General features: G+C 61.3%; 22 protein-coding genes, 1 tRNA gene and 1 riboswitch. Of the genes, 8 read left to right on the plus strand and 15 right to left on the minus strand.

The window, feature by feature from the left end; all coding sequences use genetic code 11:
- Positions 1–30: 30 nt before the first annotated feature.
- Positions 31–1125: a 2'-deoxycytidine 5'-triphosphate deaminase gene (locus tag BLW69_RS16835; protein WP_162759431.1), complete on the minus strand. Its 1095-nt coding sequence runs from the start codon at positions 1123–1125 to the stop codon at positions 31–33.
- A gap of 73 nt (positions 1126–1198) precedes the next feature.
- Positions 1199–1277, plus strand: a riboswitch (SAM riboswitch).
- A 46-nt stretch (positions 1278–1323) separates the two neighbouring features.
- Between BLW69_RS16835 and BLW69_RS16840 the strand changes: the two genes are divergently transcribed.
- Together BLW69_RS16840 and apaG are read left to right on the plus strand one after the other, a co-directional pair.
- Complete coding sequence (locus BLW69_RS16840) at positions 1324–2514, plus strand: O-succinylhomoserine sulfhydrylase (protein WP_062578956.1); 1191 nt, start codon at positions 1324–1326, stop codon at positions 2512–2514.
- 166 nt (positions 2515–2680) lie between these two features.
- On the plus strand, positions 2681–3073 hold the full coding sequence (gene apaG, locus BLW69_RS16845) for a Co2+/Mg2+ efflux protein ApaG (protein ID WP_062453923.1): 393 nt from the start codon (positions 2681–2683) through the stop codon (positions 3071–3073).
- Between the two features lie 13 nt (positions 3074–3086).
- On the opposite strand, the gene BLW69_RS16850 is transcribed toward apaG, so the two are convergent.
- From BLW69_RS16850 to BLW69_RS16860, 3 genes are all read right to left on the minus strand, one after another.
- Positions 3087–4076 carry an Hsp33 family molecular chaperone gene (locus BLW69_RS16850; protein WP_092663650.1) on the minus strand — a complete coding sequence of 330 codons (990 nt, stop codon included), beginning with the start codon at positions 4074–4076 and terminating at the stop codon, positions 3087–3089.
- Positions 4077–4275: 199 nt separating this feature from the next.
- The gene (gene argF, locus BLW69_RS16855; protein ID WP_062453925.1) at positions 4276–5193 is read right to left on the minus strand and encodes an ornithine carbamoyltransferase; all 918 of its coding nucleotides are present in this window, start codon (positions 5191–5193) and stop codon (positions 4276–4278) included.
- A 49-nt stretch (positions 5194–5242) separates the two neighbouring features.
- Positions 5243–6439 carry an aspartate aminotransferase family protein gene (locus tag BLW69_RS16860; RefSeq protein WP_092663652.1) on the minus strand — a complete coding sequence of 399 codons (1197 nt, stop codon included), beginning with the start codon at positions 6437–6439 and terminating at the stop codon, positions 5243–5245.
- A 451-nt stretch (positions 6440–6890) separates the two neighbouring features.
- Between BLW69_RS16860 and BLW69_RS16865 the strand changes: the two genes are divergently transcribed.
- Both BLW69_RS16865 and BLW69_RS16870 read left to right on the plus strand, forming a co-directional pair.
- Positions 6891–7430 (plus strand): GcrA family cell cycle regulator, encoded by a 540-nt coding sequence (locus tag BLW69_RS16865; RefSeq protein WP_062453927.1) that lies wholly within the window; start codon positions 6891–6893, stop codon positions 7428–7430.
- A 196-nt stretch (positions 7431–7626) separates the two neighbouring features.
- A complete protein-coding gene (locus BLW69_RS16870; protein WP_062453928.1) occupies positions 7627–8061 on the plus strand; it encodes a PACE efflux transporter in 435 nt (144 codons plus the stop codon).
- Here the strand turns inward: BLW69_RS16870 and BLW69_RS16875 are convergent.
- Positions 8000–8788 carry an ArsR/SmtB family transcription factor gene (locus BLW69_RS16875; RefSeq protein ID WP_092663654.1) on the minus strand — a complete coding sequence of 263 codons (789 nt, stop codon included), beginning with the start codon at positions 8786–8788 and terminating at the stop codon, positions 8000–8002. The genes BLW69_RS16870 and BLW69_RS16875 overlap by 62 nt on opposite strands.
- 124 nt (positions 8789–8912) lie before the next feature.
- On the opposite strand from BLW69_RS16875, the gene BLW69_RS16880 reads away from it, so the two are divergent.
- Positions 8913–9827 carry a DMT family transporter gene (locus BLW69_RS16880; RefSeq protein WP_092664100.1) on the plus strand — a complete coding sequence of 305 codons (915 nt, stop codon included), beginning with the start codon at positions 8913–8915 and terminating at the stop codon, positions 9825–9827.
- On the opposite strand, the gene phoB is transcribed toward BLW69_RS16880, so the two are convergent.
- From phoB to phoR, 7 genes are all read right to left on the minus strand, one after another.
- On the minus strand, positions 9809–10492 hold the full coding sequence (gene phoB / locus BLW69_RS16885) for a phosphate regulon transcriptional regulator PhoB (protein WP_062453930.1): 684 nt from the start codon (positions 10490–10492) through the stop codon (positions 9809–9811). The genes BLW69_RS16880 and phoB overlap by 19 nt on opposite strands.
- 125 nt (positions 10493–10617) lie before the next feature.
- Positions 10618–11331, minus strand: a complete 714-nt coding sequence (gene phoU, locus BLW69_RS16890) for a phosphate signaling complex protein PhoU (RefSeq protein WP_062453931.1) — start codon at positions 11329–11331, stop codon at positions 10618–10620.
- Positions 11332–11382: 51 nt separating this feature from the next.
- Positions 11383–12198, minus strand: coding sequence for a phosphate ABC transporter ATP-binding protein PstB (pstB, locus tag BLW69_RS16895; RefSeq protein ID WP_092663656.1), 816 nt, complete (start codon positions 12196–12198; stop codon positions 11383–11385).
- Positions 12199–12213: 15 nt separating this feature from the next.
- A complete protein-coding gene (gene pstA / locus BLW69_RS16900) occupies positions 12214–13530 on the minus strand; it encodes a phosphate ABC transporter permease PstA (RefSeq protein WP_092663658.1) in 1317 nt (438 codons plus the stop codon).
- On the minus strand, positions 13527–15011 hold the full coding sequence (gene pstC / locus BLW69_RS16905; protein ID WP_062453934.1) for a phosphate ABC transporter permease subunit PstC: 1485 nt from the start codon (positions 15009–15011) through the stop codon (positions 13527–13529). The genes pstA and pstC overlap by 4 nt, the downstream gene beginning before the upstream one ends.
- A gap of 187 nt (positions 15012–15198) precedes the next feature.
- Positions 15199–16233 carry a substrate-binding domain-containing protein gene (locus BLW69_RS16910; RefSeq protein ID WP_062453935.1) on the minus strand — a complete coding sequence of 345 codons (1035 nt, stop codon included), beginning with the start codon at positions 16231–16233 and terminating at the stop codon, positions 15199–15201.
- A 195-nt stretch (positions 16234–16428) separates the two neighbouring features.
- The gene (gene phoR / locus BLW69_RS16915) at positions 16429–17694 is read right to left on the minus strand and encodes a phosphate regulon sensor histidine kinase PhoR (protein ID WP_244508874.1); all 1266 of its coding nucleotides are present in this window, start codon (positions 17692–17694) and stop codon (positions 16429–16431) included.
- 148 nt (positions 17695–17842) lie between these two features.
- Between phoR and ppk2 the strand changes: the two genes are divergently transcribed.
- On the plus strand, positions 17843–18721 hold the full coding sequence (gene ppk2, locus BLW69_RS16920) for a polyphosphate kinase 2 (RefSeq protein WP_062453936.1): 879 nt from the start codon (positions 17843–17845) through the stop codon (positions 18719–18721).
- A 50-nt stretch (positions 18722–18771) separates the two neighbouring features.
- On the opposite strand, the gene BLW69_RS16925 is transcribed toward ppk2, so the two are convergent.
- The gene (locus BLW69_RS16925; protein WP_139283895.1) at positions 18772–20043 is read right to left on the minus strand and encodes a hypothetical protein; all 1272 of its coding nucleotides are present in this window, start codon (positions 20041–20043) and stop codon (positions 18772–18774) included.
- A 295-nt stretch (positions 20044–20338) separates the two neighbouring features.
- On the opposite strand from BLW69_RS16925, the gene BLW69_RS16930 reads away from it, so the two are divergent.
- Positions 20339–21295, plus strand: a complete 957-nt coding sequence (locus tag BLW69_RS16930; protein ID WP_092663666.1) for an NAD(P)H-dependent flavin oxidoreductase — start codon at positions 20339–20341, stop codon at positions 21293–21295.
- Positions 21296–21411: 116 nt separating this feature from the next.
- A tRNA-Thr gene (locus tag BLW69_RS16935) sits at positions 21412–21487 on the plus strand.
- 32 nt (positions 21488–21519) lie between these two features.
- Here the strand turns inward: BLW69_RS16935 and BLW69_RS16940 are convergent.
- Together BLW69_RS16940 and BLW69_RS16945 are read right to left on the minus strand one after the other, a co-directional pair.
- Positions 21520–22245, minus strand: a complete 726-nt coding sequence (locus tag BLW69_RS16940; RefSeq protein WP_062580135.1) for a response regulator transcription factor — start codon at positions 22243–22245, stop codon at positions 21520–21522.
- A gap of 2 nt (positions 22246–22247) precedes the next feature.
- Positions 22248–23480: a GAF domain-containing sensor histidine kinase gene (locus BLW69_RS16945; protein ID WP_092663668.1), complete on the minus strand. Its 1233-nt coding sequence runs from the start codon at positions 23478–23480 to the stop codon at positions 22248–22250.
- Positions 23481–23601 lie beyond the last annotated feature (121 nt).

Raw genomic sequence — 23601 nt, forward strand, 5'->3', positions numbered from 1 at the left:
GTCGCCGGGGTGGAAGCGTCCGGGGATGTCCTAGCTGCGGAAATGCTTGGAGAGTTTGAGGCCCTGCGCCTGATAGTTCGAGCCGAGGCCGGAGCCGTAGAGGCCCTGGGGTTCTTCCAGCATGTGTTCGTAGACGAGGCGGCCGACGATCTGGCCGTCTTCGAGGATGAACGGGACCTCGTGGCTGCGCACCTCTAGGACTGCGCGGCTGCCGCGGCCGCCGGCGGCCTCGTGGCCGAAGCCGGGGTCGAAGAAGCCGGCGTAATGGACGCGGAATTCGCCGACCAGCGGGTCGAACGGTGTCATTTCGGCCGCGTAGAGCGGTGGCACATGGACGGCCTCGCGCGAGACGAGGATGTAGAATTCATCCGGATCCAGAATCAGTTCGTTGCGGCCGCGGCTGTGGATCGGCTCCCAGAAATCGAACAGATCATGCTGGGCCTTCTTGTCGACATCGACGACGGCCGTGTGGTGCTTGCCGCGGTAGCCGATCAGGCCATCGTTGTCGCCGGCAAGGTCGATCGATAGCGCTATGCCGCCGCCGGAAATGTTCGGCTGCGCGGCGGCGACCAGCGTTTCGGCTCCATGCAGCGCCAACAGCTCCGGCTCCTGCAGAAGGGCGTTGCCGACGCGGAAGCGGATCTGCGACAGGCGCGAGCCCTGGCGCACGACGATCGGAAATGTGCGCGGGGAAATTTCGAGATAGAGCGGACCGCGATAGCCTGTAGGGATCTTGTCGAACTCCTGGGCGCGATCGGTGATGACGCGGGTAAAGATATCGAGGCGGCCGGTGGAGCTTTTCGGATTGGCCGAAGCCGACATCTCGGCCGGCAGATCGAGGCTTTCCATCAGCGGCACGATATAGACGCAGCCCGTTTCGAGGACGGCGCTTTCGGAGAGATCGATGACGTGCAGGCTGAGGCGCTCGAGCTTGTCGGACACGAGGCTCATCGGCCCCGGCATGAACGAGGCGCGCACGCGAAACGCCTTCTGCCCCAAGCGCAGATCAAGGCTCGCCGGCTGGATCTGGTCCTGATCAGGCGCCCTCTCGGACTTCAGCCGTCCTTGTTCGAAGAGCGCCGCAATTGCGCGGTCCGCCAGAATTCCCGTTTCGCGAGCCATCATGTCTCTTTCAGATTTTGGGGGCGACAAAACCAAATGCGGACCATTGACGCAAGCGGAAGCGAGGCGTAAGGCAGCTTTATCCCGTGGTGATTTGGCCGGTCGGCTTGCAGCCACGTTAAACAAGTGGCTAAAAAGACCGGGTTGAAAACCGGTCTGCGATTGCGGCCGGTTTTTTTGTATCACGAAGGTGATGAACACATGAGCAAATCCCCGAACAAGAACTGGCGCCCGGCCACCACGCTCGTCCATGGCGGCACGCTGCGCTCGCAATACGGCGAGATGTCTGAAGCCATCTACCTGACGCAGGGCTTCGCCTACGACAGTTCAGAAGCCGCCGAGGCCCGTTTCAAGGGCGAGGCCGACGGCTATATCTATGCCCGCTACGGCAGTCCCACCAACGACATGTTCGAAAAGCGCATGTGTGCGCTGGAAGGTGCAGAAGAAGCCCGTGCCACCGCCTCCGGCATGGCCGCCATCACGGCAGCGCTCATGTGCCAGCTTCGCGCCGGCGACCATATCGTTGCCGCGCGGGCCCTTTTCGGTTCCTGCCGCTGGGTTGTCGAAACGCTCGCCCCGCGCTACGGCATCGAATGCACGCTGGTCGACGGTCGCGACCTTGCCAACTGGGAAGCGGCGATCAAGCCCAACACCAAGGTGTTTTTCCTGGAAAGCCCGACAAACCCGACGCTGGAAGTGATTGACATTGCCGGCGTTGCCAAGCTTGCCAATCAGGTCGGCGCCCGTCTGGTGGTCGACAACGTGTTCGCAACGCCGCTCTTCCAGCGGCCGCTGGAACTCGGCGCCCATGTGGTCGTCTATTCCGCCACCAAGCATATCGACGGCCAGGGCCGCAGCCTTGCCGGCGTCATCCTTTCGGACCGCGAATGGGTTCTGGAGCACCTGCAGGACTATTATCGCCATACCGGTCCGGCGATGTCACCGTTTACCGCATGGACACTGATCAAGGGCCTGGAAACGCTGCCGATCCGTGTTGCCCAGCAGACGTCGAATGCGGCAAAGATCGCCGATTTCCTGGCCGAGCAGTCCAAGGTCGCGAAAGTGATCTATCCCGGTCGCAAGGATCATCCGCAGGCCGATATCATCGCCAAGCAGATGACGGGCGGATCGACGCTGGTCTGTTTCGAGCTGAAGGGCGGCAAGGAAGCGGCCTTCAAGCTGCAGAATGCCATGGAGGTGGTCACCATCTCCAACAATCTCGGCGATACCCGCTCGATCATCACGCATCCGGCGACGACGACGCACAAGAACCTCAGCGACGAGGCTCGTACGGAACTGGGAATTTCTCCCGGCACCGTGCGCTTTTCGGCCGGCATCGAGGATGCGGACGACCTGCTGGAAGATTTCGCGCAGGCGCTGAAGCAGATCTGATCGGCTTTACGCCGAACGATGGGTAGACCCGGAACGCTCCGGGTTTACCATATCAGTTATCCCTATCATCAAGAACGCGACATTGCCTCAGATGCAAGCCGCGAGAATTCTTGACCTTTCTCCCCCACTGTACGATATCGGCACGATGAGCAATCTTGAGGTGCCAATGTACCGCGCCCGCACCAGAGACATAGACGTCGCCGTCGAGCCCTATTATCTCGAGGAGCAGTCGAGCCCCGAGGACAGTCGTTATGTCTGGGGATACCGGATCGTGATCGAGAACAAGTCCTCGATCAGCGTCACGCTCGTGCATCGCTACTGGAACATCACGGACGAAAACGGGATCGTCGACGAGGTCGACGGACCAGGCGTCGTTGGCGACCAGCCGCGACTGGAGCCCGGCGACAGCTACGAATATTCGTCCGGGTGCCCGCTCGACACGCCATCCGGCGTCATGTTCGGCACCTACGATATGAAGACGGACGAAGGCGAGACTTTCAAAGTCGACATTCCCGCCTTCTCGCTGGATTCACCAGGCGTCGTGCGCGTTCTGAACTGACCCGCAAGGCGGATCAGGCGCTTTCGAATTCTTCCGTCACGAACTTGTAGGTGGTCGAGCAGAACTCGCAGGTTACCGCGATTTCTCCATCTTCCACACTCGCGTGGATTTCTTCCGCAGAGAACCCGTCCAGAACGCCCTTGATCTTGTCGCGCGAGCAGCTGCAGCGGTCGAACACCGTCTGCGGATCATAGACCCGCACGCCGCGCTCGTGGAACAGCCGGAACAGCAGCCGTTCGATCGCCACCTGCGGATCGGTCAGCTCGTCCGTATCGATGGTGCCGACCAGCGTGCTCGCCTCTAACCAGGCATCGTCCTCGACTTCGACGGCATCGCGTTCGTCACCATCGCCGCCGTGCAGGTCGGGCTGGCGCATGCGCTCAGGCGCCTGCGGAAGGAACTGGGCGACAAGTCCGCCGGCGCGCCAGTTGTGGCGCGGGTTGCCGTCCTCGTCGCGGTCGATGAGTTCGGCGACGGCGAGGCGAACCCTGGTCGGGATCTGTTCGGACTGGCGGAAGTAGACGCCGGCCATTTCTTCAAGCGACGAGCCGTCCATCGGCACGATGCCCTGATAGGGCTGCATGCCGCGGCCCTGATCGATCGTCAGCGCAAGAAAGCCATGGCCGAGCAGTTCGGCAGGCGAGATCTTGCCGTTCTCGACGGCCTCGGCCAGCGCATCCTCGTCATAGCGGGCATAGGCGCGCAGTGCGTCCGGCGTGGAGAAATCGGCAACAAGCAGGTCGACCGGGCCGTCGCCCTTGGTCTGCATGGTGAACTTGCCTTCGAATTTCAGCGAAGTGCCCAGCAGTGCAGTGAGCACGACGGCTTCCGCCAGCAGCCGTGCGACAGGTGCCGGATAATCGTGCCGTCCGAGGATCGCGTTGAGGAGTGGCCCGAGCTGGACCGCACGGCCGCGCACATCGAGGCCATCCACCTGGAAGGGCACGACGCGGTCGTCGCCGGCAAAATCGAGTTCGTTCAGTTCAACAGTCGCTTCCGCCATGAGTTAACTCCTTCGCGCCGGCGCTCTCAGTTCCTCGAACGCTTTTACACAAGCGCCAGCCGCAGCGGAACCGCCGGCCGGGGATTTGAGAACGTTGACGATATCGTGTTGAAGCGCCGCACTCGTTCGGCGGCGCGCTTTGAAAGCCGTCAGATGGTGGCGGCTCTCATCGAATTCAAGTCGGAAGCGCTTTCGATCCTCAGACGATGCCGAAGCACCAGGCAAGGATCGACTTCTGCGCGTGAAGACGGTTTTCCGCCTCGTCGAACACCACCGACTGTGGTCCGTCGATGACCTCGTCGGTGACTTCCTCGCCGCGATGCGCCGGCAGGCAGTGCATGAAGAGCGCGTCCTTGTTTGCCTGATCCATCAGCGCCTTGTTGACCTGATAGGGCTGGAAGATGTTGTGGCCACGCGCCTTGTGCTCCTGGTTCATCGACACCCACGTATCGGTGACGACGACATCAGCGCCGGTGACCGCCCGTTCGGCGTCGTGGCAGAGCATGATCTCGCCGCCATTGTTGCGCGCCCAGTTCAGGAACTTGTCATGCGGCTCGGAGCCCATTGGCACGGCCATGTTCATTTTGTAGCCGAACCGCGCCGAGCCTTCGACGAGCGAGTGCAGCACGTTGTTGCCGTCACCCGTCCAGGCGATGGTCTTGCCTTTGACAGGACCGCGATGCTCCTCGAAGGTCATCAGGTCGGCCATGATCTGGCAGGGATGGGTATCGTCGGTCAGCGCGTTGATAACAGGCACGGTGGCGTGCTCGGCCATTTCCCGCATGCGGTTGTGATCGGTGGTGCGGATCATGATCGCATCGACATAGCGCGACAGGACACGTGCCGTATCGCCGATCGTCTCGGCGCGGCCGAGCTGCATTTCCGTGCCGGACAGGAAGAGCGTCTCGCCGCCGAGCTGGCGCATGCCGACATCGAAGGAGACGCGGGTGCGGGTGGACGGCTTTTCGAAAATCATCGCCAACATCTTGCCGGCGAGCGGCTGGTCGCCCTTGCCGGCCTTGAAGGCCTGCTTGCGGCTTTTCGCGTCGTCGAGAATGGTGCGAAGATCCTCCGGCGAAACCGCCGAAAGATCCAGGAAATGCTTTGGTGATGCCATGCTATCGTCCCCTATCGAGGGGAACCGTCACCGGCACCCCTCATCGCGCTCAGGCTGTTTTCTTGAGTTCTGCCTCGGTCAGCTTTTCCGCTGCCCGTTCGATCCGTGCGAGCCCCTCGCGGGCTTCCTCCGCCGTGATCGTCAACGGCGGCAGAAGGCGCACGACGTTATCGCCAGCAGGTACTGACAGCATTTTCTCATCGCGCATTGCAACGACCAGATCGCCAGCTGGCACCCTTGCCTTGATGCCGAGCATCAGGCCTTCGCCTCTGATATCTTCGATCACATCCGGGAAGCGATCCTTCAGGCTTGCCAGTCCCTGGCGGAACACGAGCGCGACATCGCGGACGTTTTCAAGGAAGCCATCGGCGAGCACGACGTCGAGCACTGCGTTGCCGCAGGCCATGCCAAGCGGATTGCCGCCATAGGTCGTGCCGTGGATGCCGGGCTTCATGCCGGAAGCAGCCTCTGCGGTCGCAAGGCAGGCGCCGAACGGGAAGCCGCCGCCGATGCCCTTGGCAACAGCCATGATATCAGGCGTGATGCCTGTCAGTTCGTGGGCGAAGAACCGGCCGGTGCGGCCAACCCCGCTCTGCACTTCGTCGAGGATCAGCAGCAGACCCCGGTCATCGCAGATGCGACGCAGCTCGCGCAGGAATTCCTTGTCCACGACGCGCACGCCGCCCTCGCCCTGGATCGGCTCGATCAGCAGCGCGCCGGTGTTTTCGTTGATCGCAGCGTTGAGGGCATCGAGATCCCCGAACGGCACCTGATCGAACCCTGGCGCCTTCGGGCCGAAGCCTTCCATGTATTTTTCCTGACCACCGGCGGCGATCGTCGCGATGGTCCGGCCGTGGAAGGCACCTTCGAAGGTGATGATGTGGAATTTCTCCGGATGGCCCTTGGAGAAATGGTAGCGACGCGCCGTCTTGATGGCGGTCTCAAGCGCTTCGGCGCCGGAATTGGTAAAGAACACCTTGTCGGCGAACGTGGCATCCACCAGACGGCGGGCCAGACGCTCCTGCTCCGGGATCTCGTAGAGGTTGGAAAGGTGCCAGACCTTCTCGGCCTGCGACTTCAGCGCGTTTACCAGATGCGGATTGGAATGACCGCAGGAGGTGACGGCAACGCCTGCCCCGAAATCCAGATATCGCTCGCCACCTTCCGTCACAAGCCATACGCCCTCGCCTCGATCAAAGCGCAAAGGTGCCCGGGCAAACGTGTCGTAAAGTGCGGCTTCAGCCATGGCGACATCACTCCTCTGGGTAGGTTCCGAACCCCCTCTCCAGACCTCTCCGGAGACCGGGAATGCGGCCTGAAAAATCAAAAATGCCGCCCACCGGGCGGCGCGGGCACTATCATGGCTAAGTGCCTCCATGTCAACAAAACTTGGTGTTTTATAGGGCTTTCGGGGCATATGCCGCGATGCAACCTGATGCTGTATTGCGGCATTTCGGTCTGTGACAAAAATGACTCTTGAGGGCAGCAAGTTGGGGAAAACCGCGAAATCGATTCGCGGCGATTCGAGCGACTCTTGCCACGGAGTCAGCCACACACTAGGTTAATCCTCAATTACTAGAACGCATGCGGCGGAACTAGTCACCTCGAAGCATAGATTGCGTGGGTGCGGCGGATTTATTTCGCCGCAGAGGTGAACGGATTCTGTCTGCCAGCAACGTTCAAAGGCGGAGAACGGCATGAACTGGACTGATGAGCGCGTCGAGCGACTTAAAAAACTATGGTCGGAAGGTCTCAGCGCCAGCCAGATTGCAGCCCAACTTGGAGGCGTAAGCCGCAATGCCGTGATCGGCAAAGTGCACCGTCTCAACCTTCCGGGTCGCGCCAAAGCAGGCGGTTCGGCGTCGGCCAATCGCCCGGCATCTAAGCGCCCAGCGCCCGCAGCTCCGCGCGCGCCGAGCTTTGCCGGACGCGACACAGCCCGTCCCGCAGCACGGACGGTGGGTGCAAACGCACTCAAGGAAGATCAGGACGTCAACGTCGCCGAACCGGTGAAATACACCGCTTCCGGCAGCGTCGTTGTGCCGATCTCGCGCCGTCTGTCGCTGACGGATCTCACCGAGCGCACATGCAAGTGGCCGGTTGGCGATCCGCTGACGGACGACTTTCATTTCTGCGGTTGCGATGCGCAGGATGCGTCGCCCTATTGCAAATATCACGCGAAGCTTGCCTACCAGCCGGTGCACGAGCGCCGTCGTCCGGCTGCTCGCGCGTCCTAAGTCAGGCGGCTGCGGAAACAAGATCGAAGGCGGGCTCTGGCCCGCCTTTTGCGTTTTCGGCATGGCTGACTTGCGCTGAAAAAACTTGCCTCGCACTCCCTGGGCTCCTATTTCGGCCTCGAGAGAGGACGACCTCCCCCTGAATGGGCATAACGCCGGGACGACCCGGCATGAACCTCACCTAAAGGGGAAGATCATGCGCTCGATAAGAGACCGTATTCGCCACGCCATCAGCTTTGAAATCATCGGGCTTCTGATGATGGTGCCGCTCGGCGCTTTCGTCTTCGACATGCCGGCCGAACATATGGGCATTGTCGGCGTCGTGTCTGCGACGGTCGCGACCGGCTGGAACTACCTCTACAATCTGGGTTTCGACCGCTTTCTGCAGGCGCGACGGGGTACGACGCTGAAGACGCCTGCCTTGCGCATTGCTCATGCGGTGCTGTTCGAAATCGGTCTGCTGGTCGTGCTGATGCCGTTTATCGCGTGGTATCTGCAGATTACCCTTCTCCATGCGCTGACAATGGATATCGCGATCGCGCTGTTCTACGTGGTCTATGCCTATCTCTTCAATCTTGGCTACGACAAGCTGTTCCCGCTGCCGGAATGGAAGACCCAGGAAGCCGCCTGACCATCAGAGTTCCGGACGGTGCAATACGCCAGTCCGATGGAAGCCTGAATGTCTCGGCAAACCCGATCTCTCCGGCGCGCGTGATCCGCAGAGCCCGGGTTTCCTCCCGGCGGCTGATCCAGCCGACGCCAAGAGCGCGGTCCAGCAGTGCTGCACCCATTTGTCCCGCCAGATGCGGCCGTCGCTCGCTCCAATCCAGGCATGTCCGGCAGAGCGGGCGTTTCGAACGGGTCAGCTGTTCGAGATCGATCCCGAAATCACAAAAGAACCGTCTGCCCTCGTCGGTGATCAGGCCGGCTCCATCGCCGAGCAGCATGTAGCCGCTTCCTGTTAGGGCATCGGCGAGCGCGATGGCGAGACGGCCGGCCATGTGATCGTAACAGGTGCGGGCAAGCCGTAACGCTTCGTCTTTCGGGCCGACAGGATGATGGCGCTTCGGCCCATCCGCGGCGACTGCCATCAACGCGTGGATCGCGTGCGCGACTTCCGGAGAGGCAAGTCGGTAATAGCGGTGCCTGCCCTGCTTCTCGACCTCGATCAGGCGAGCCTGCGCCAGTTTGCCGAGATGGCCGCTGGTGGTCTGCGCGGTGACGCCGGCGTGGCGTGCCAGTTCGCCCGCCGTCAGCGCCTGTCCGCCCATCAGCGCGGACAGCATGTTGGCGCGTGCAGCATCGCCGATCAGGCTTGCAACTTCCGCAATCGTATTTCCTGAAACCATATTGGGCATGATCCAGTTCTAGCACCGGAAAACTTTGCCGTCAGCGGTCAACGGTTCGGCCGTCGTCGAAGCATTTCTTTTCCTGGTTCCGCTAAGAGGGGCGGAGATTGCATTCATGGGGACAGGAACTGGAATGGCGGACACCAAAACAAGCATGGCAACGGATCTGTTGCTGCTCCTCACGCTCGCGACGCTTTGGGGCGCGTCCTACACGCTGATCAAAGTCGGTGTGGAGACGATTTCGCCTGTCACCTTTATTGCCGTCAGAACACTGGTCGCTGGGCTCATTCTCGTTGTGGCACTTCGGCTGCGCGGATTAAAGCTGCCGACCGACCGGCAGACGTGGAAGCTTTTCACGGTTCAGGCATGCCTCAACAGCGCGGTCCCCTTCACCCTCATCGCTTGGGCCGAACAGACGACCGATGCGGGCCTTGCCACCATTTTGAGTTCAACGACGCCGATCTTCGCCTTTCTGCTGACGGCGCTGATCACCCGCCATGAAAGCATTTCGGGACCTAAACTGTTTGGGGTTGCCGCAGGCATTGTCGGCATATGCCTGATCGTCGGCATGGAGGCGCTTGCCGGATCGGGTGAGAACCTCTGGGCGCAACTCGCCATCGTGGCGGCGACCATCTGCTATGCGGCGGCGGCCATCTTCGGCAAGAACTTTAGGGGACTGGACCCGATGATGCCCGCCGCGGGATCGCTGATCGCAGGCGCCGCCATCCTTATTCCCGTGAGCCTCGTGGTCGATCGGCCCTGGACGCTGACGCCCAGCGCCGATTCGATGCTCGCCCTGTTGGCGCTGGCGGTATTTTCGACGGCGCTCGCCTTCGTCATCTACTTCCGGCTGGTCCAGACGCTCGGCTCCGTCGGCACGACGGCGCAGGCCTATCTGCGGGTGCCGATCGGCGTTGCCATCGGCGTCGTGTTTCTCGGCGAAACGCTTGCCTCCACAGCCTGGCTCGGTCTCGCCTGCGTCGTCACTGGTGTCATTGCCATGACGCTGCCGGCTAGGAGACGCGGTGCTCAGGCTTCCATCGAGTAACCGGCACCGCGGACCGTGCGGATGACATCCTGCATGTTGGAAAAGTTGAGCGCCTTCCGGAGGCGCCCCACATGCACGTCGACGGTACGCTCATCAACATAGATGTCATGACCCCAGACGCCGTCGAGCAACTGCGAGCGCGAAAAGACGCGGCTGGGCGACGCCATCAGGAATTCCAGAAGTCTAAACTCTGTCGGCCCGAGGCGAACTTCGCGGCTCTTGCGGTGAACGCGGTGGGTTTCGCGGTCGAGTTCGATGTCGCCGCATTTGAGGACGCTCGACAGCACTTCGGGTCGGGCACGACGCAGCATCGCCTTGACGCGGGCCATCAGCTCCGGTGTCGAAAACGGCTTGACCACATAGTCGTCGGCGCCCGTGGCAAGCCCACGAACGCGCTCGCTTTCTTCGCCGCGCGCCGTCAGCATGATGATCGGCAGGCGTTCCGTCTCCGGCCGCATGCGCAGGCGACGGCACAGTTCGATGCCCGAAACGCCTGGCAGCATCCAGTCGAGAATGAGAAGATCCGGAACGCGCTCCTGAAGCCTGATTTCCGCTTCGTCACCGCGAAGCACGGTATCGACCTCGTAACCCTCGGCCTCCAGGTTATACCGAAGGAGGACGCTGAGGGCCTCTTCGTCTTCCACGACTGCGATCTTCGGCTGCATTCCGACTTGCTCCGTCACTCGTCCCGAACCGCACTTAGATCCGCCAGATCCGCTCGCGCTGCTTCAGGTCATTGGTTTTGGCAGTCATCGTCCCGAAACCGGCAGGCGATTTCGGGAGAGCTGCATCATGTCCCGGCGGAGCCGAGCATGTTGGACGTATCGTCCTTCGGACGTTCGCCCTCCGGCTGTGCACCGGTCGCGATGTAGTAGATGGTCTCGGCGATATTGGTCGCGTGGTCGCCGATGCGCTCGATGTTCTTGGCGCAGAACAGGAGATGGGTGCAGGTAGTGATGTTGCGCGGATCCTCCATCATGTAGGTGAGGAGTTCGCGGAACAGCGAGGTGTACATCGCGTCGATTTCTTCGTCGCGCTGGCGGATGATTTCGGCTTTTTCCGCGGAGCGGTTGGCGAAGACATCAAGAACGTCCTTGAGCTGCACCAGCGCCAGTTCGGAAAGATGCTCCAGACCACGGGCGAGCTTGCGCGGGACGCCTGTTCCCTGCACGGCGAGCACGCGCTTGGCGGTGTTCTTACCAAGGTCGCCGACGCGTTCCAGGTCAGCTGCAATGCGCAGCGTGCCGATGATTTCGCGAAGGTCGGCCGCCATCGGCTGGCGCTTGGCGATGGTGACGATCGCCTTGTCCTGGATATCGCGCTCGGCATGGTCGAGAATGACGTCGTCCGAGATGACCTTCTGGGCCAGCGCCGAGTCGGAGTTGACGAGCGCACGCACGGCGTCACCGCACATCTGCTCCGCCAGGCCGCCCATTTCGGAGATCCGGCGGTTCAGGTATTTCAGTTCCTCGTCATAGGCCGAGAGAATATGGGTCGAAACCATGTGTCTGATCCTTGATGTCTGCAGTTGCGGCTGACGGGCTCTGCGCCCGCATCAGCCGAAGCGGCCCATGATGTAATCCTGGGTGCGCTGGTCATCCGGATTGGTGAACATCTTGTCGGTATCGTTTTCCTCGACCAGATTGCCGAGATGGAACATCGCCGTGCGCTGCGAAACGCGGGCTGCCTGCTGCATCGAGTGGGTGACGATCACGATCGTGTAGTTGGCGCGCAGTTCGTGGATCAGTTCCTCGACCTTGGCCGTAGCAATCGGGTCGAGTGCCGAGCACGGCTCGTCCATCAGAATGACTTCAGGCGAAACGGCGATCGCACGGGCGATGCAAAGGCGCTGCTGCTGACCGCCGGAAAGGCCGGTACCGCCTTCATGCAGGCGATCCTTGACTTCTGCCCAGAGGCCGGCGCGCTGCAGGCTTGCCTCGACGATCGCGTCCATTTCCGTTTTGCCACGGGCAAGGCCGTGGATGCGGGGACCGTAGGCAATGTTCTCGTAGATCGACTTCGGGAACGGGTTCGGCTTCTGGAACACCATGCCGACCCGGGCACGCAGCTCCACGACGTCGATTTCCTTGTCGTAGATATCGTCGCCGTCGAGCGTGATCTTGCCGGTGACGCGGCAACCCTCGATCGTATCGTTCATGCGGTTCATCGTGCGCAGGAAGGTGGACTTGCCGCAGCCGGACGGACCGATCAAAGCAGTGACGGTATTTTGGCGGACATTCAGGTTCACGTCATAAAGAGCGCGCTTGTCACCGTAATAAACGGAGACATCCTTGCCGATCATCTTATATGCAACGTCGTTCATTTTCTTGTCCAGCGCCTTCTCAACTGCAGCTTCTGACATCATGTTCATTGCTTCCCCCTTCCTCTACCAACGCCGTTCGAAGCGGCGTCGCAAGAGAATTGCGCCAACATTCATCAAGATTAGGAACAGGAGCAGGATCATGATCGCTCCCGAGGTTCGTTCAACGAAGGCGCGTTCCGCCTCGTTAGCCCACATGTAGATCTGTACCGGCAGCGCTGTCGACGGATCCATCGGCGTGGTCGGATAGTTTGCCACGAAGGCGACCATGCCGATCAAAAGAAGCGGCGCGGTTTCGCCGAGGGCGTGCGCGAGGCCGATGATCGTACCGGTCAGGATACCGGGCATGGCAAGCGGCAGGACATGGTGGAAAATCGTCTGCATCTTCGAGGCACCGAGCCCGAGCGCTGCAGCACGGATCGACGGTGGTACTGCTTTCAGTGCCGCGCGGGTGGCGATGATAATGGTCGGCAGCGTCATCAGCGTCAGCACCAGGCCGCCGACGAGCGAGGCCGAGCGCGGCAGGCCCATGAAGTTGATGAAGACCGCGAGACCCAACAGACCGTAGACGATCGACGGGACCGCTGCGAGATTGTTGATGTTGACCTCGATCAGGTCCGTGAACCGGTTCTTCGGGGCAAACTCTTCAAGATAGATCGAGGCTGCGACGCCGATCGGCAGGGACAGGACGAGCACGATCAGCATCATATAGAAGGAGCCGATCAGAGCGACGCCGACGCCGGCTGCTTCCGGACGGCTGGACGCGCCGTTGAAGAAAATGCCGGTGTTGAATTCCTTGGCGAGCGCCCCGCTGTCGGCCAGCTGCTTCATCCATCCGACCTGCTGGTCGGACACCTTGCGGCTGGTTTCCGCCACGTCGAGATTGATCTGGCCTTTCACGGCGCTGTCGATATCGCCGGCTGCCAGAAGCGAAACCGTCTGGGTCGTGCCGATGATCTCAGGATCGGAAACGACCATATCGCGCAGCTGGCCACGAACGCCGTCCGAAATCATCTGGTTGACGGCACGCAGACCCTGGCGATCGTTTTCGGCGACGCCCAGAACCTTCGCCAGCGCATTGCGGGCGACGATCGGGTAGTTGGCCGTCATCAGCTTGGCCGGATCCGTAGCCCGCACATTATCCTTGTCGATTATCTGCTGCGAGAACTCCACAGGGATGGTGATCATCGTCTGCTGAAAGGCGGTATAGCCCTTCGAGACGACCGACCACAGAAGGAGCATCAGGAACAGGATGCCGAACGAGAGAGCAGCGATGCCATAGGCGCGGAAGCGGCGCTCGGCGGCGTAGCGGCGTTTGATACCGATATCGCGACGGGCAGGCTTGGCCAAGACGCCGGCGGTGGAGGAAACCACGTCGGTCATTCGTACTGCTCCCGGTATTTGCGCACGATGTAGAGCGCGTAGATGTTGAGGCAAAGCGTGATCGCAAACAGCGTGATGCCGAGTGCGAAGGCGACAAGCGTCTGCGGCGAGGTGAATTCAAGGTCGCCCGTCAGCTGGCTGACGATCTTGACGGTCACCGTCGTCATCGGCTCGAACGGGTTGAGCTGCATGCGGGCGGCGACGCCTGCTGCAAGCACCACGATCATGGTTTCGCCGATGGCGCGTGAGGCAGTCATCAGAAGTGCGCCGACGATGCCCGGCAGTGCTGCCGGCAGGACGACCTTCTTGATGGTTTCGGACTGGGTGGCACCGAGACCGAGCGAGCCGTCACGAAGCGTTCCCGGCACGGCGGTGATAATGTCGTCCGACAGCGACGAGACGTAAGGGATCAGCATGATGCCCATGACGAAGCCGGCGGTGAGAACGCTCTGCGCCTGGATAAAATTTGCATAATCGCCGGTTACGAGGCCATTCAGCTGCGAAGACAGGTCGCGCAGGAACGGGCCGACCGTTGTCAGGGCAAAGAAGCCGTAGACGATGGTGGGAATGCCGGCAAGAACTTCGAGCAGAGGCTTTGCCACGGAGCGGACACCGCGGGAGGCGTATTCCGACATGTAGATCGCGGAGAACAGGCCGCTCGGGACGGCGACGAGCATGGCGACGAAGCCGATATAGAGTGTGCCGAGAAGCAGCGGGATAAGGCCGAACTGACCAGCCGAGTCCGTGGCGCCGGCGGCCGCAAAGCGCGGATCCCACACGGTGCCGAAGAAGAACTCCCACGGCGGGATGCTGGTGAAGAAGTGCGTCGCTTCCGTCAGCATCGAGGCGACGATGCCGACCGTCGTCAGGATCGCGATCGAGGATGCGACGACGAGGCTGGCGAGGATCACCTTCTCGACACGGTTGCGGGCCCGAAACCGTGGCGCGATGCGCGTGTAGGAAAAGCCGGCGCCGATCAGGGCTGCCAGAAGGACTACCGCGGTCATAACCCAGTTGCTGATCTTGGTCATGACGTTGAGATCGCCAGCGGACTCGACCATGTATGGTTCGGGGTCGCCGGCAAGCGGGACGCCCTTAGCGCCAAGCGCTGCGCGCAGTTCGACGGGATTTCCGCCGATGCGCTCGATCTCGTCCAGGCTCAGTACGTTCATGCCGCGCGCAAGCGAGCTTACCATGCCGAAGGAGAGACCCTGTTCGGCCGGCGAACGCGCCTTTACGTCTTCAGGAAAGCCATCGAGGACAGTGGAGTTGATATAGAGGGGGCTGACGACCAGCCACGCGGCCAGGATGAGAACCGATGGCAGAACGGCGCAGAGTGCGACGAAGGTGCCGTAGTAGCCCGGACGTGAATGAAGCTTTGAGGAACGGCCGCCGGCGATTGCCAGGGCGTGCCTGGTTCCGACAACGTAACAAGCGATCGCAATTATCGCCAGAATCAATAAAATCAATGGTGTGCTCATTAAAATCCCCCGGCCTACCGCCATCGACGGCACCCATTACCGCACAAATCCCACCATCGGAATCAATATGTTTCGCCATCCAAAACGCAGCGACTGACGCCAGGCTTTGCTTCTGTCGCACGACGGACAAGTCGCCGCCTGGCACGAAAGAAGACCGGCGCCGCAAGAAGCGGCGCCGGAATTTTGATTACATGGTCTTGCCGGCTTCGAAGTCCTTGCGGACCTGTTCGCGCTGATCGTCCGGAGCAGCAACCAGGCCGTATTCGGCGAGCGGGCTGTCAGGGCCGATCATTTCGTCGGAGATGAAGAACTCAACATATTCCTTGAGGCCTGGAATAACGCCGAGGTGAGCCTTCTTGACGTAGAAGAACAGAGGGCGCGACACCGGGTACTTGCCCGAAGCAATGGTTTCGGTGGAAGCAACGACATCCGAAACGGTCGCGACCTTCAGCTTGTCCATGTTGTTTTCATAGAAGGCCAGGCCGAAAACGCCGAGGCCGGTCTTGTTGGCCGAGATGCGGGCCAGCGTTTCGGTGTAATCGCCGTCGATGTCGACAGCTGCGCCGTCCTTGCGAACTGCAACGCACTTGGCAGCAGCCTGCTTGGCATCGGTGATGGCAGCCTTGATGACGTCCGTCGCGCCGGCTTCCTTGCAGCCTTCAGCCATGATCTTCTCTTCGAAGACTTCGCGGGTGCCGTGCTTGGAGCCTGGGATGTAAGCTGCGATCGGGCCCTTAGGCAGGGTCGCATTGACTTCCGACCAGTTCTTGTAAGGGTTGGCAACGAGCTTGCCGTCGACGACGACTTCAGCGGCCAATGCCTTGTAGAGATCCTTCGGGGTTATCTTCATGTCGCCGTTCGACGAGTCGGCGGCGAATACGATACCGTCGTAACCGATGCGGATTTCCTGAACGTCCGTGACACCGGCAGCCTTGCAGGCTTCGGCTTCGCTCTTGTTGATCTTGCGCGAAGCATTGGCAACGTCGATCGTGCCTTCGCCGACGCCGGAGCAGAATGCCTTCAGACCGCCGCCCGTGCCGCCGGACTCAACAACCGGTGCCTTGAAGTTCGGGTTGGTCTCGGCAAAGGTCTCGGCAACGATCTTCGCATAGGGAAGAACGGTGGAGGAGCCGGCAACCTGAACCTGGTCGCGTGCGGATGCAACGCCGGCAAAGGCAACAGAGGCCACGAGGGCTGCTGCGGAAAGTTTGAACATGTTCATCGAAGTTCTCCCGGTATGGGTTTCCAGAAATCTTGTCATGCCGGCCTCTTAGACATTTGCCGGCTCTCGGCCCGCTGGTCATAGCCGCCCTTGGCCTTAGCTTTTATGTCACTTCGGTGAAACATTTGTGACAATTCAAACCGTTGAAAATGTTGACGTTCTGGAAGAGACTGGGAAAACTGGGTTGGTTTTATGTCAGAAACGGACGGTAAACTCCGTCCCCTTGCCGAGTTCCGACTTCACAAGCAGGCGGGCGCGGTGCCTGGTGAGGATATGCTTGACGATGGCAAGCCCCAATCCGGTGCCCTTCTTGGAGCGGCTGTCGGCGACGCTGACGCGATAGAAACGCTCGGTCAGGCGCGGAACGTGCTCCGCCGGTATGCCCGGCCCCTTGTCGATGACATTGACTTCGACCGGCAGCTTGCCGCCGCCTTTCAGGAAGACATCGACGAACTTGCCCTCCTGGCCATACTTGCAGGCATTCTCGATGAGGTTCTCGATCACTTCGATCAGTTCGTCTCGATCGCCCAGCACATCGACCCTGCCTTCGGGAAGATGCAGGCGGATTTCGACGCCCAGTTCCTCAGCCAAAGGCAAGAGCGCGTCGCTGACATGGATGATCAGCGGCTTCAGGTCCACGGTCTGGTCCGGAGCGATATGCGACTTTAGTTCCAGCCGCGACAGGGAGAGAAGGTCGTCCACCAGTCGGCTCATCCTGGTCGCCTGGTCGAGCATGATGCCGAGAAAGCGTTCCTGCGCCTTCGGATCGTCGCGAGCCGGGCCCTGGATTGTCTCGATGAAGCCTCTGAGCGAGGCAAGCGGCGTTCTCAGCTCATGGCTTGCATTGGCGACGAAATCGGATCGCATCCGGTCGATGCTGCGCAGTTCGGAGACATCGCGGAACGACAGGAGGTAATAGTTTCCCATGCCCGGCGCCAGGCCGCCGATATCGATCGGCGCCACGCGCAGGATGAAGACCCGTTCGGACGGAAGGCGCTCAGAATGTTCGATCTGGTTCGGCTGGCCGGTTGCGATAGTTTCGCGCAGCATGTCGAGAATGCCGGGCGACCGCAGCCGCGCTGTCAGATGGGTGCCGATCGGCAGATCGCCGAAGGCCCGCTCCGCTGCCTTGTTGCGGTAGAGAACGGTGATGTCTCCACCCAGCACCACGACCGGCATGTCCAGCGTGCCGAGAGTTGCAGAGATCAGCGGCAGCGGGTCGAAGACGGGTGGCTCCGGAACAGGCATTTCAACCGGTACGACAGGTATCTCCGGCAAGGGCCGGGACAGCACGGCGACGACGAGGGGAAGCCAGAGCGCGAAGACCAGAAGATCGTTCGCGCCGGCAACAAAAGCGATCACCGCGATCGTCGAGAGCAGCAGAAGCAGCAGCCACTCCCGCCGGAAGCGAAGTGCCAGCTCTTGCGCAAACCCGCGCTCTTCCTTCGGCAACGCTTCCACGCGCGAACCCCTTTTTGTTTGGTCGAACTTGCGGTCATATAACGCTTGCATGACAGATATGCATCGGTCCTGAGGGAAACCTCAAGCCCTGCAAACCGTTGAAGCAGTCGCAGCCGTTTCGGCCGCCGAAGGAAAAAGGACAGCAATCATGGCAGAGACAAGCAGCCGGTCAGCGGAACTGGAAATCGATGGCAAGCTGAGGCATTTCGACATTGACGATCCGAAACTGCCCGGCTGGGTGCATGATCACGCGCTGGAATCCGGCGGCTTTCCCTATGACCACAAGTTGGACAAGGAGAAATACGCCAAGCAGCTGGAGAAGCTGCAGATCGAGCTCGTGAAGGTGCAGTACTGGCTGCAGGATACCGGCAAGCGGATGATTGCGCTGTTCGAAGGCCGGGATGCTGCCGGCAAGGGCGGTACGATCATGTCCATCCGCTCCTATATCAATCCGCGATCTGCACGCGTGGTGGCGTTGAGCAAGCCTTCGCCCACCGAAGCGGGCCAGTGGTATTTCCAGCGTTACGTGTCGCACTTCCCGACGTCGGGCGAGATCGTGCTGTTCGACCGCTCCTGGTACAATCGCGCCGTGGTCGAGCCTGTCATGGGCTTCTGCAAGCCGGGCCAATACGAAGCCTTTATGAAGGACGTGCCGCAGTTCGAAGAGATGATCGTCGACGACGATATCCATCTGTTCAAGTTCTGGCTGGATATCGGCCAGGAAATGCAGCTGAAGCGGTTTCACGACCGGCGCCACGATCCGTTGAAGATCTGGAAGCTTTCGCCGATGGACATCGCGGCACTGAACAAATGGCCTGACTACACCGCAAAGCGCGACCAGATGCTGGAGCGAACACACAGCAAGCTTGCGCCATGGACGGTGGTGCTGGCAAACGACAAGCGGCGTGCGCATCTGAACGTCATCCGCCACATCCTTGGATCCCTCGATTACGAAGGGAAAGACAGGGACGCGATCGGCGAGATCGACGACAAGATCCTCGGATTTGGCAGCAAGTTCCTGAAATAGAGACAGACAGGTGAGCGAGCCGGACGACGTTGTCGTCCGGCGTTCAGGGTTCAGCCTGCGGGCAAAATGCGGACGGAGTAGAGCAGGACCGGTCTGTCGGAACCGTCGAGGCCGGTATTGATCAGGATGCGGCCCGGCGCGTTTGGCGCGATCGCCCGGTCGAAGCTGACCTTGAACAGGGCTTCCAGTCGCTCCTGGGTTGCTGTGAACCGATGTCTTGCGCAGCCCCCAAGGCTGCCGAAATCGCAGCGTATCGACATCTGGACACCTTGGTTGCCGCCAGCCTGGACGGTGACTGCGATGGTGGCCGGCCCGCCTGCCAGGCGCTGCAATACATCCGCCGGAACCGTGACGGCGATATCACCGCCGGTTTGCGGGGTTGCCGACAGGAGCCGAACGGCTGGACCTTCCGAACCGGTTGCAGCCTCTGCCTTTGCCTCGCGACCGACCTGCAGCGTATCGATCTGCTTCGGTTCGAAGACCTGCGCCCATTCATCGGAAAAGCCGCCGCGAGGATCAAAGCGCGCATTGGGACCCGCCTGCGATTGCGACGCCCGGTTGGCGGCCTGCAGGGCCTCGTCCATCACCGACTGGACCAGGCCCGAATTATAGAAATACCAGCAAGCGACGCCGACGACTGCAAGCGAGATGACCCATTTCAGCAGCCAGGAGATCAGCCGCTGACGACGGCTCTTGCGCGGCTTGGCTGCAGGGTTCGTCTCGGCGTCGAGAGATCCGCGCCGCTTCCTGCCGCGCTCGGGCTTGGCAACAGGCGGTTGGCCACGTTGCACGCGGTCCGGCTCGACCGAGGTCAGTCCGTCCATCTGCGGCACTTCGGATGAGGCCGGACGGAAATCCGGTCGCGCGGCGCCGAGACTTCCGAGATCCCCGGCCGACTGGACATCGTTGGGCTGCCTCTGGTCATTTGCCGGGGATGGTGCGCGTGTTGCGCCGCCGAGACCGGTATCCGGATCGGGGGCGGCTACCCTTTCATCCGCAACGATCGGGGCTGCGACATCTGGAGCTGCGGCTCTGGCCGTGGCGGCAGGTGCGACAACCGGGTCGATGACAGGGTGAGTGATCTCGTCAGGCTCGATAGCGGGACCGGCCAGCCGGTCCACTTCCTCCGTCTCGATCTCGCGGATCTTTTCTTCCAGCCGCTTTTGCTGCTGCATGACAATCAGCTTGTCGGTCACGCCCTGGCGCTGCAGACCTGCTTCCAGCGCCTGTCGCGCCGACTGATAAATCCGTGCCCGCGTGTCGCCATCGGTCCGATCGGAACGATCAAGGGCATTCCTGATGGCTGTTTCCAAACCGCTCACTGCGGATCCTTCCGGTTGTGCATACCCGACTGCCGGCCTTGCTGAAAAGACGGCGTTAATTTTCGGTAACCTCTCCGTCGCCGAACTGCAAGCCGGTGGTCAATGGCCTTCCTTCGCCAAGATTGGGGAGAAGATATGGTTAGGCGTGAGAATGCCGCGGAAACAGCCGCTTATCGAGCCGCCAGTGCGCATGGCACGCATACCTTCGCCAGACGGAGCCATCTTTCCCGAGCCGAGTGCATCTGCTAAAACCGATATTACGTGTGCGTAAACGTAAACCAAAAGGAGATTGCCGATGCTTCCGGACGTGCTGAGACAAGGACTGCGAATTCCCGTCGTGGCGTCGCCGCTGTTCATCATCTCGCATCCGGCACTGACCTTGGCGCAGTGCAAGGCCGGCGTTATCGGCGCCTTCCCTGCCCTCAATGCTCGACCGGAAAGCCAGCTGGACGAATGGCTTGCCATGATGACCGAGGATCTTGCCACCTATAATGCGGCCAATCCCGACAGGCCCGCCGCACCGTTCGCCGTCAACCAGATCGTTCATACGTCCAACAGGCGGCTGGAACACGATCTGACGATGTGCGTGAAATACAAGGTGCCGATCGTCATCTCCTCGCTCGGCGCGGTGCCGGAAGTGAATGCAGCGGTCCATTCCTATGGCGGCATCGTGCTGCATGACGTCATCAACAACCGGCATGCGAAGTCCGCGATCCGCAAGGGTGCCGATGGGCTGATTGCTGTCGCAACCGGTGCCGGCGGTCATGCGGGGACGCTGTCTCCCTTCGCGCTTATTCAGGAGATCCGCGAGTGGTTCGACGGCCCGCTCCTGCTCGCCGGCTCGATCGCCACCGGCGGCGGCATCTTGGCGGCGCAGGCGATGGGGGCCGACATGGCCTATATCGGCTCACCCTTCATCGCCACGCACGAGGCGCGCGCGGTTGACGGCTACAAGCAGATGATCGTCGAATCCTCCGCTTCCGATATCGTCTATTCCAACTATTTTACCGGCATCCACGGCAACTACCTGAAGGGCTCGGTGACGGCGATGGGGCTTGACCCGGACGCGCTTCCGAGCGCCGATCCGACCAAGATGGATTTCGACGCGGCTGTAAGCGGCCCGAAGGCCTGGAAGGACATCTGGGGTGCCGGCCAGGGCGTCGGCGCCGTCAAATCCGTGACATCAGTCGCAGATCTGGTCGGCCGGCTGGAGCGCGAATATGGCGAGGCCCGCAGCCGTCTTGCTCTCTGACAGCCCACGGACCGCAGTGATAAAATTTCACGCCAATCGAAAACCGGCTTGAAATCACGCCCCATTGCCTGTATCAGCGCCTTCACTCGCAGCAGGCAACACCTTGCGCTGCGTAGGCCGCTTTAGCTCAGGTGGTAGAGCACATCATTCGTAATGATGGGGTCAGAGGTTCGAGTCCTCTAAGCGGCACCATTTTTCCCAATACCTCTCATCTCACCACCCCCTCACATCCGCCCCGATGCCTGCAAATCGCGTTCGGCGCGTTCAAGTGCGCTGGTGTTGAGGACCTTGCGCTGGAGGGCGACCGCGACGGCGCGCATGCGGAGGTTGAACCAGCCTTCGCTGCCCTCGTGGTTGCGGCCGCATGATTCGTAGACATCGAGTTTTTCGTAGAGCTGCTGCAGACGGTTCTGGACGCTGCGGAGCGACAGGTGCTTGCGGTGGGCGATCGCCTTGTCGGTGAGGCCGAGCGCGACGTCGATGAGGATTTCGTATTCGACATCGCTGAGGCCGAGCGAATTGCCGAGGCTTTTCTGCTGGATGCCGCGCACTTCGCGGTCAATCACGCATTGGGATTCCATGAAGACGCTGCGCAGCGCCAGCTTCAACCGGTCTTCGGATGCGGATTTGAGCACATAGCCGTAGGTCGCGCCCTCGGGCACGATGCGCGAGACGCCCCGCACATAGGCCTCGTCGGAATAGTTCGACCAGAACAGGATTTTCGTATCGGGACGTTCGCGCCAGATGGTGCGCGCCGCTTCGATGCCGTTGCGCTCGCTCATCTGCAGGTCCATCACCACGTGCTCGATGCGCGAGGAGCGCGCCTGTGCTTCGCCGATGAGGCCGTTTTCGGCCTCCACAACGCTGCGGCACTCGGGAAGGGCCGCGCGCACCGCCTCGTGGAGATAGGAGCGGTGAAGCGCGTCGTCCTCGATGATCAGGACATCCATCATCATCCTATCTCCACCCCGGTCTTCGGCTGTATCGGAAGGGTCAGCCGCACAAGCGTGCCGCGATCTTTCGCGCTGGTGATCTCGAACCTTGCGGAGATCAGCCGCGCGCGGGTTTTCATGTTGTCGATGCCGTGGCCGGCGCGGTTTTCAGGCGCGCCGATGCCGGAGCCGTCGTCCTTCACCTCGATCGAAAGAGCCCTGCCCGACTGGGTCAGCGCCACGTCGATCCGGTCCGCCTGGCCGTGGCGGATGGCATTGTTGACCGCTTCCTGGACGATCCGGAACAGGGCGATCGCGACTGTCGGATCGAGATCGCGAAGCGTGCCGCCGGTCTCGTCGGTCATCTCCCAGGCGATCGTCTGGCCGCTTTCGCGCACCGACCGCTCCAGATGGTTCTCGATCGCCTCGGCGACGCCAAACAGTTGCAGCACGGTGGGCTTGGCTTCCTCGATGATCTCGCGGAGATCGTGCATGCATTGCTGCAGGGCGCGACAAAGCGGTTCGAGCGCATCGCCCGGCACGCTCGCAACCCCGGTCAGCTTCTCCATGCGGCGCGTCAGCCGGGTAAGGTCGGCGAGCGTCTGGTCGTGCAGATCCATGCCGATCCGCTGGCGTTCTGCCTCCAGAGCCTCGGTGAGTTTCAGGGCGCCGAGCCGCAAGCCCTCCTCGCGGGCACTGGCTTCCGTCTGGATCACGGCGGAGCGCTTGGCCTGTTCGGCAGCCCGCAGCGCGAAGAAATAGGGAGCGAGCAAGTCTGCCACGGCGCGGGCGTTCTCGACATCCTCCATCGTGTAGCAGTCGTATTGCCGGCTTGAACAGCTGAGCGCGCCGATCACGTCGCCCTGGGCTTTCAGCGGAACATGGAGACGGCTTTTGAGCGACAGCTCGATGATGGGGCTCGCAAAGGCGCCCTCGAAATGGAAACGCGGATCGGTCAGGGCATCGCCGGAAAGAAGATAATCCACCTCGCCGGCCAGCAGCGTGCGGATGGGGCTGCCGGTCAGGAGCGCCGGTGGTTCCTTGCTCCAGGCAGTATCGAGACCGCTCTCATAGGCGATATGGTATTTGCCATCCAGCATCTTGATGCAGACATCGAGATGGTCGTGCGGGATGATATGGCTGATCTCCTCGCCCACGGCCTTGATGATCGCATCGAAATCGAGCTGGCCGGCCAGCAATCTCGAGATGCCGAGATAGCGGTCGAACAGCGAGTTGCGCGCCGGATTGAGCATGATCAGGCCTCCTCCCAGGCCCTGGCGACATTAAGCGCCAGCTTTTCGGTTGCGTCCTGCGGGAACCCGCAGACTTTGCGCGAAAGCCCGCAGAAAGCGTGCTTGGATGCGCCTGTACAAC

Source organism: Rhizobium sp. NFR12, from assembly GCF_900108545.1.
GTDB lineage: Bacteria > Pseudomonadota > Alphaproteobacteria > Rhizobiales > Rhizobiaceae > Neorhizobium > Neorhizobium soli.

Bases quoted from the DNA above. Each gene is read 5' to 3' on its own strand.
- BLW69_RS16835 (WP_162759431.1), bottom strand. From the start codon at position 1,125: ATGATGGCTCGCGAAACGGGAATTCTGGCGGACCGCGCAATTGCGGCG.
- BLW69_RS16840 (WP_062578956.1), top strand. From the start codon at position 1,324: ATGAGCAAATCCCCGAACAAGAACTGGCGCCCGGCCACCACGCTCGTC.
- apaG (WP_062453923.1), top strand. From the start codon at position 2,681: ATGTACCGCGCCCGCACCAGAGACATAGACGTCGCCGTCGAGCCCTAT.
- BLW69_RS16850 (WP_092663650.1), bottom strand. From the start codon at position 4,076: ATGGCGGAAGCGACTGTTGAACTGAACGAACTCGATTTTGCCGGCGAC.
- argF (WP_062453925.1), bottom strand. From the start codon at position 5,193: ATGGCATCACCAAAGCATTTCCTGGATCTTTCGGCGGTTTCGCCGGAG.
- BLW69_RS16860 (WP_092663652.1), bottom strand. From the start codon at position 6,439: ATGGCTGAAGCCGCACTTTACGACACGTTTGCCCGGGCACCTTTGCGC.
- BLW69_RS16865 (WP_062453927.1), top strand. From the start codon at position 6,891: ATGAACTGGACTGATGAGCGCGTCGAGCGACTTAAAAAACTATGGTCG.
- BLW69_RS16870 (WP_062453928.1), top strand. From the start codon at position 7,627: ATGCGCTCGATAAGAGACCGTATTCGCCACGCCATCAGCTTTGAAATC.
- BLW69_RS16875 (WP_092663654.1), bottom strand. From the start codon at position 8,788: ATGCCCAATATGGTTTCAGGAAATACGATTGCGGAAGTTGCAAGCCTG.
- BLW69_RS16880 (WP_092664100.1), top strand. From the start codon at position 8,913: ATGGCGGACACCAAAACAAGCATGGCAACGGATCTGTTGCTGCTCCTC.
- phoB (WP_062453930.1), bottom strand. From the start codon at position 10,492: ATGCAGCCGAAGATCGCAGTCGTGGAAGACGAAGAGGCCCTCAGCGTC.
- phoU (WP_062453931.1), bottom strand. From the start codon at position 11,331: ATGGTTTCGACCCATATTCTCTCGGCCTATGACGAGGAACTGAAATAC.
- pstB (WP_092663656.1), bottom strand. From the start codon at position 12,198: ATGAACATGATGTCAGAAGCTGCAGTTGAGAAGGCGCTGGACAAGAAA.
- pstA (WP_092663658.1), bottom strand. From the start codon at position 13,530: ATGACCGACGTGGTTTCCTCCACCGCCGGCGTCTTGGCCAAGCCTGCC.
- pstC (WP_062453934.1), bottom strand. From the start codon at position 15,011: ATGAGCACACCATTGATTTTATTGATTCTGGCGATAATTGCGATCGCT.
- BLW69_RS16910 (WP_062453935.1), bottom strand. From the start codon at position 16,233: ATGAACATGTTCAAACTTTCCGCAGCAGCCCTCGTGGCCTCTGTTGCC.
- ppk2 (WP_062453936.1), top strand. From the start codon at position 17,843: ATGGCAGAGACAAGCAGCCGGTCAGCGGAACTGGAAATCGATGGCAAG.
- BLW69_RS16930 (WP_092663666.1), top strand. From the start codon at position 20,339: ATGCTTCCGGACGTGCTGAGACAAGGACTGCGAATTCCCGTCGTGGCG.
- BLW69_RS16940 (WP_062580135.1), bottom strand. From the start codon at position 22,245: ATGGATGTCCTGATCATCGAGGACGACGCGCTTCACCGCTCCTATCTC.
- BLW69_RS16945 (WP_092663668.1), bottom strand. From the start codon at position 23,480: ATGCTCAATCCGGCGCGCAACTCGCTGTTCGACCGCTATCTCGGCATC.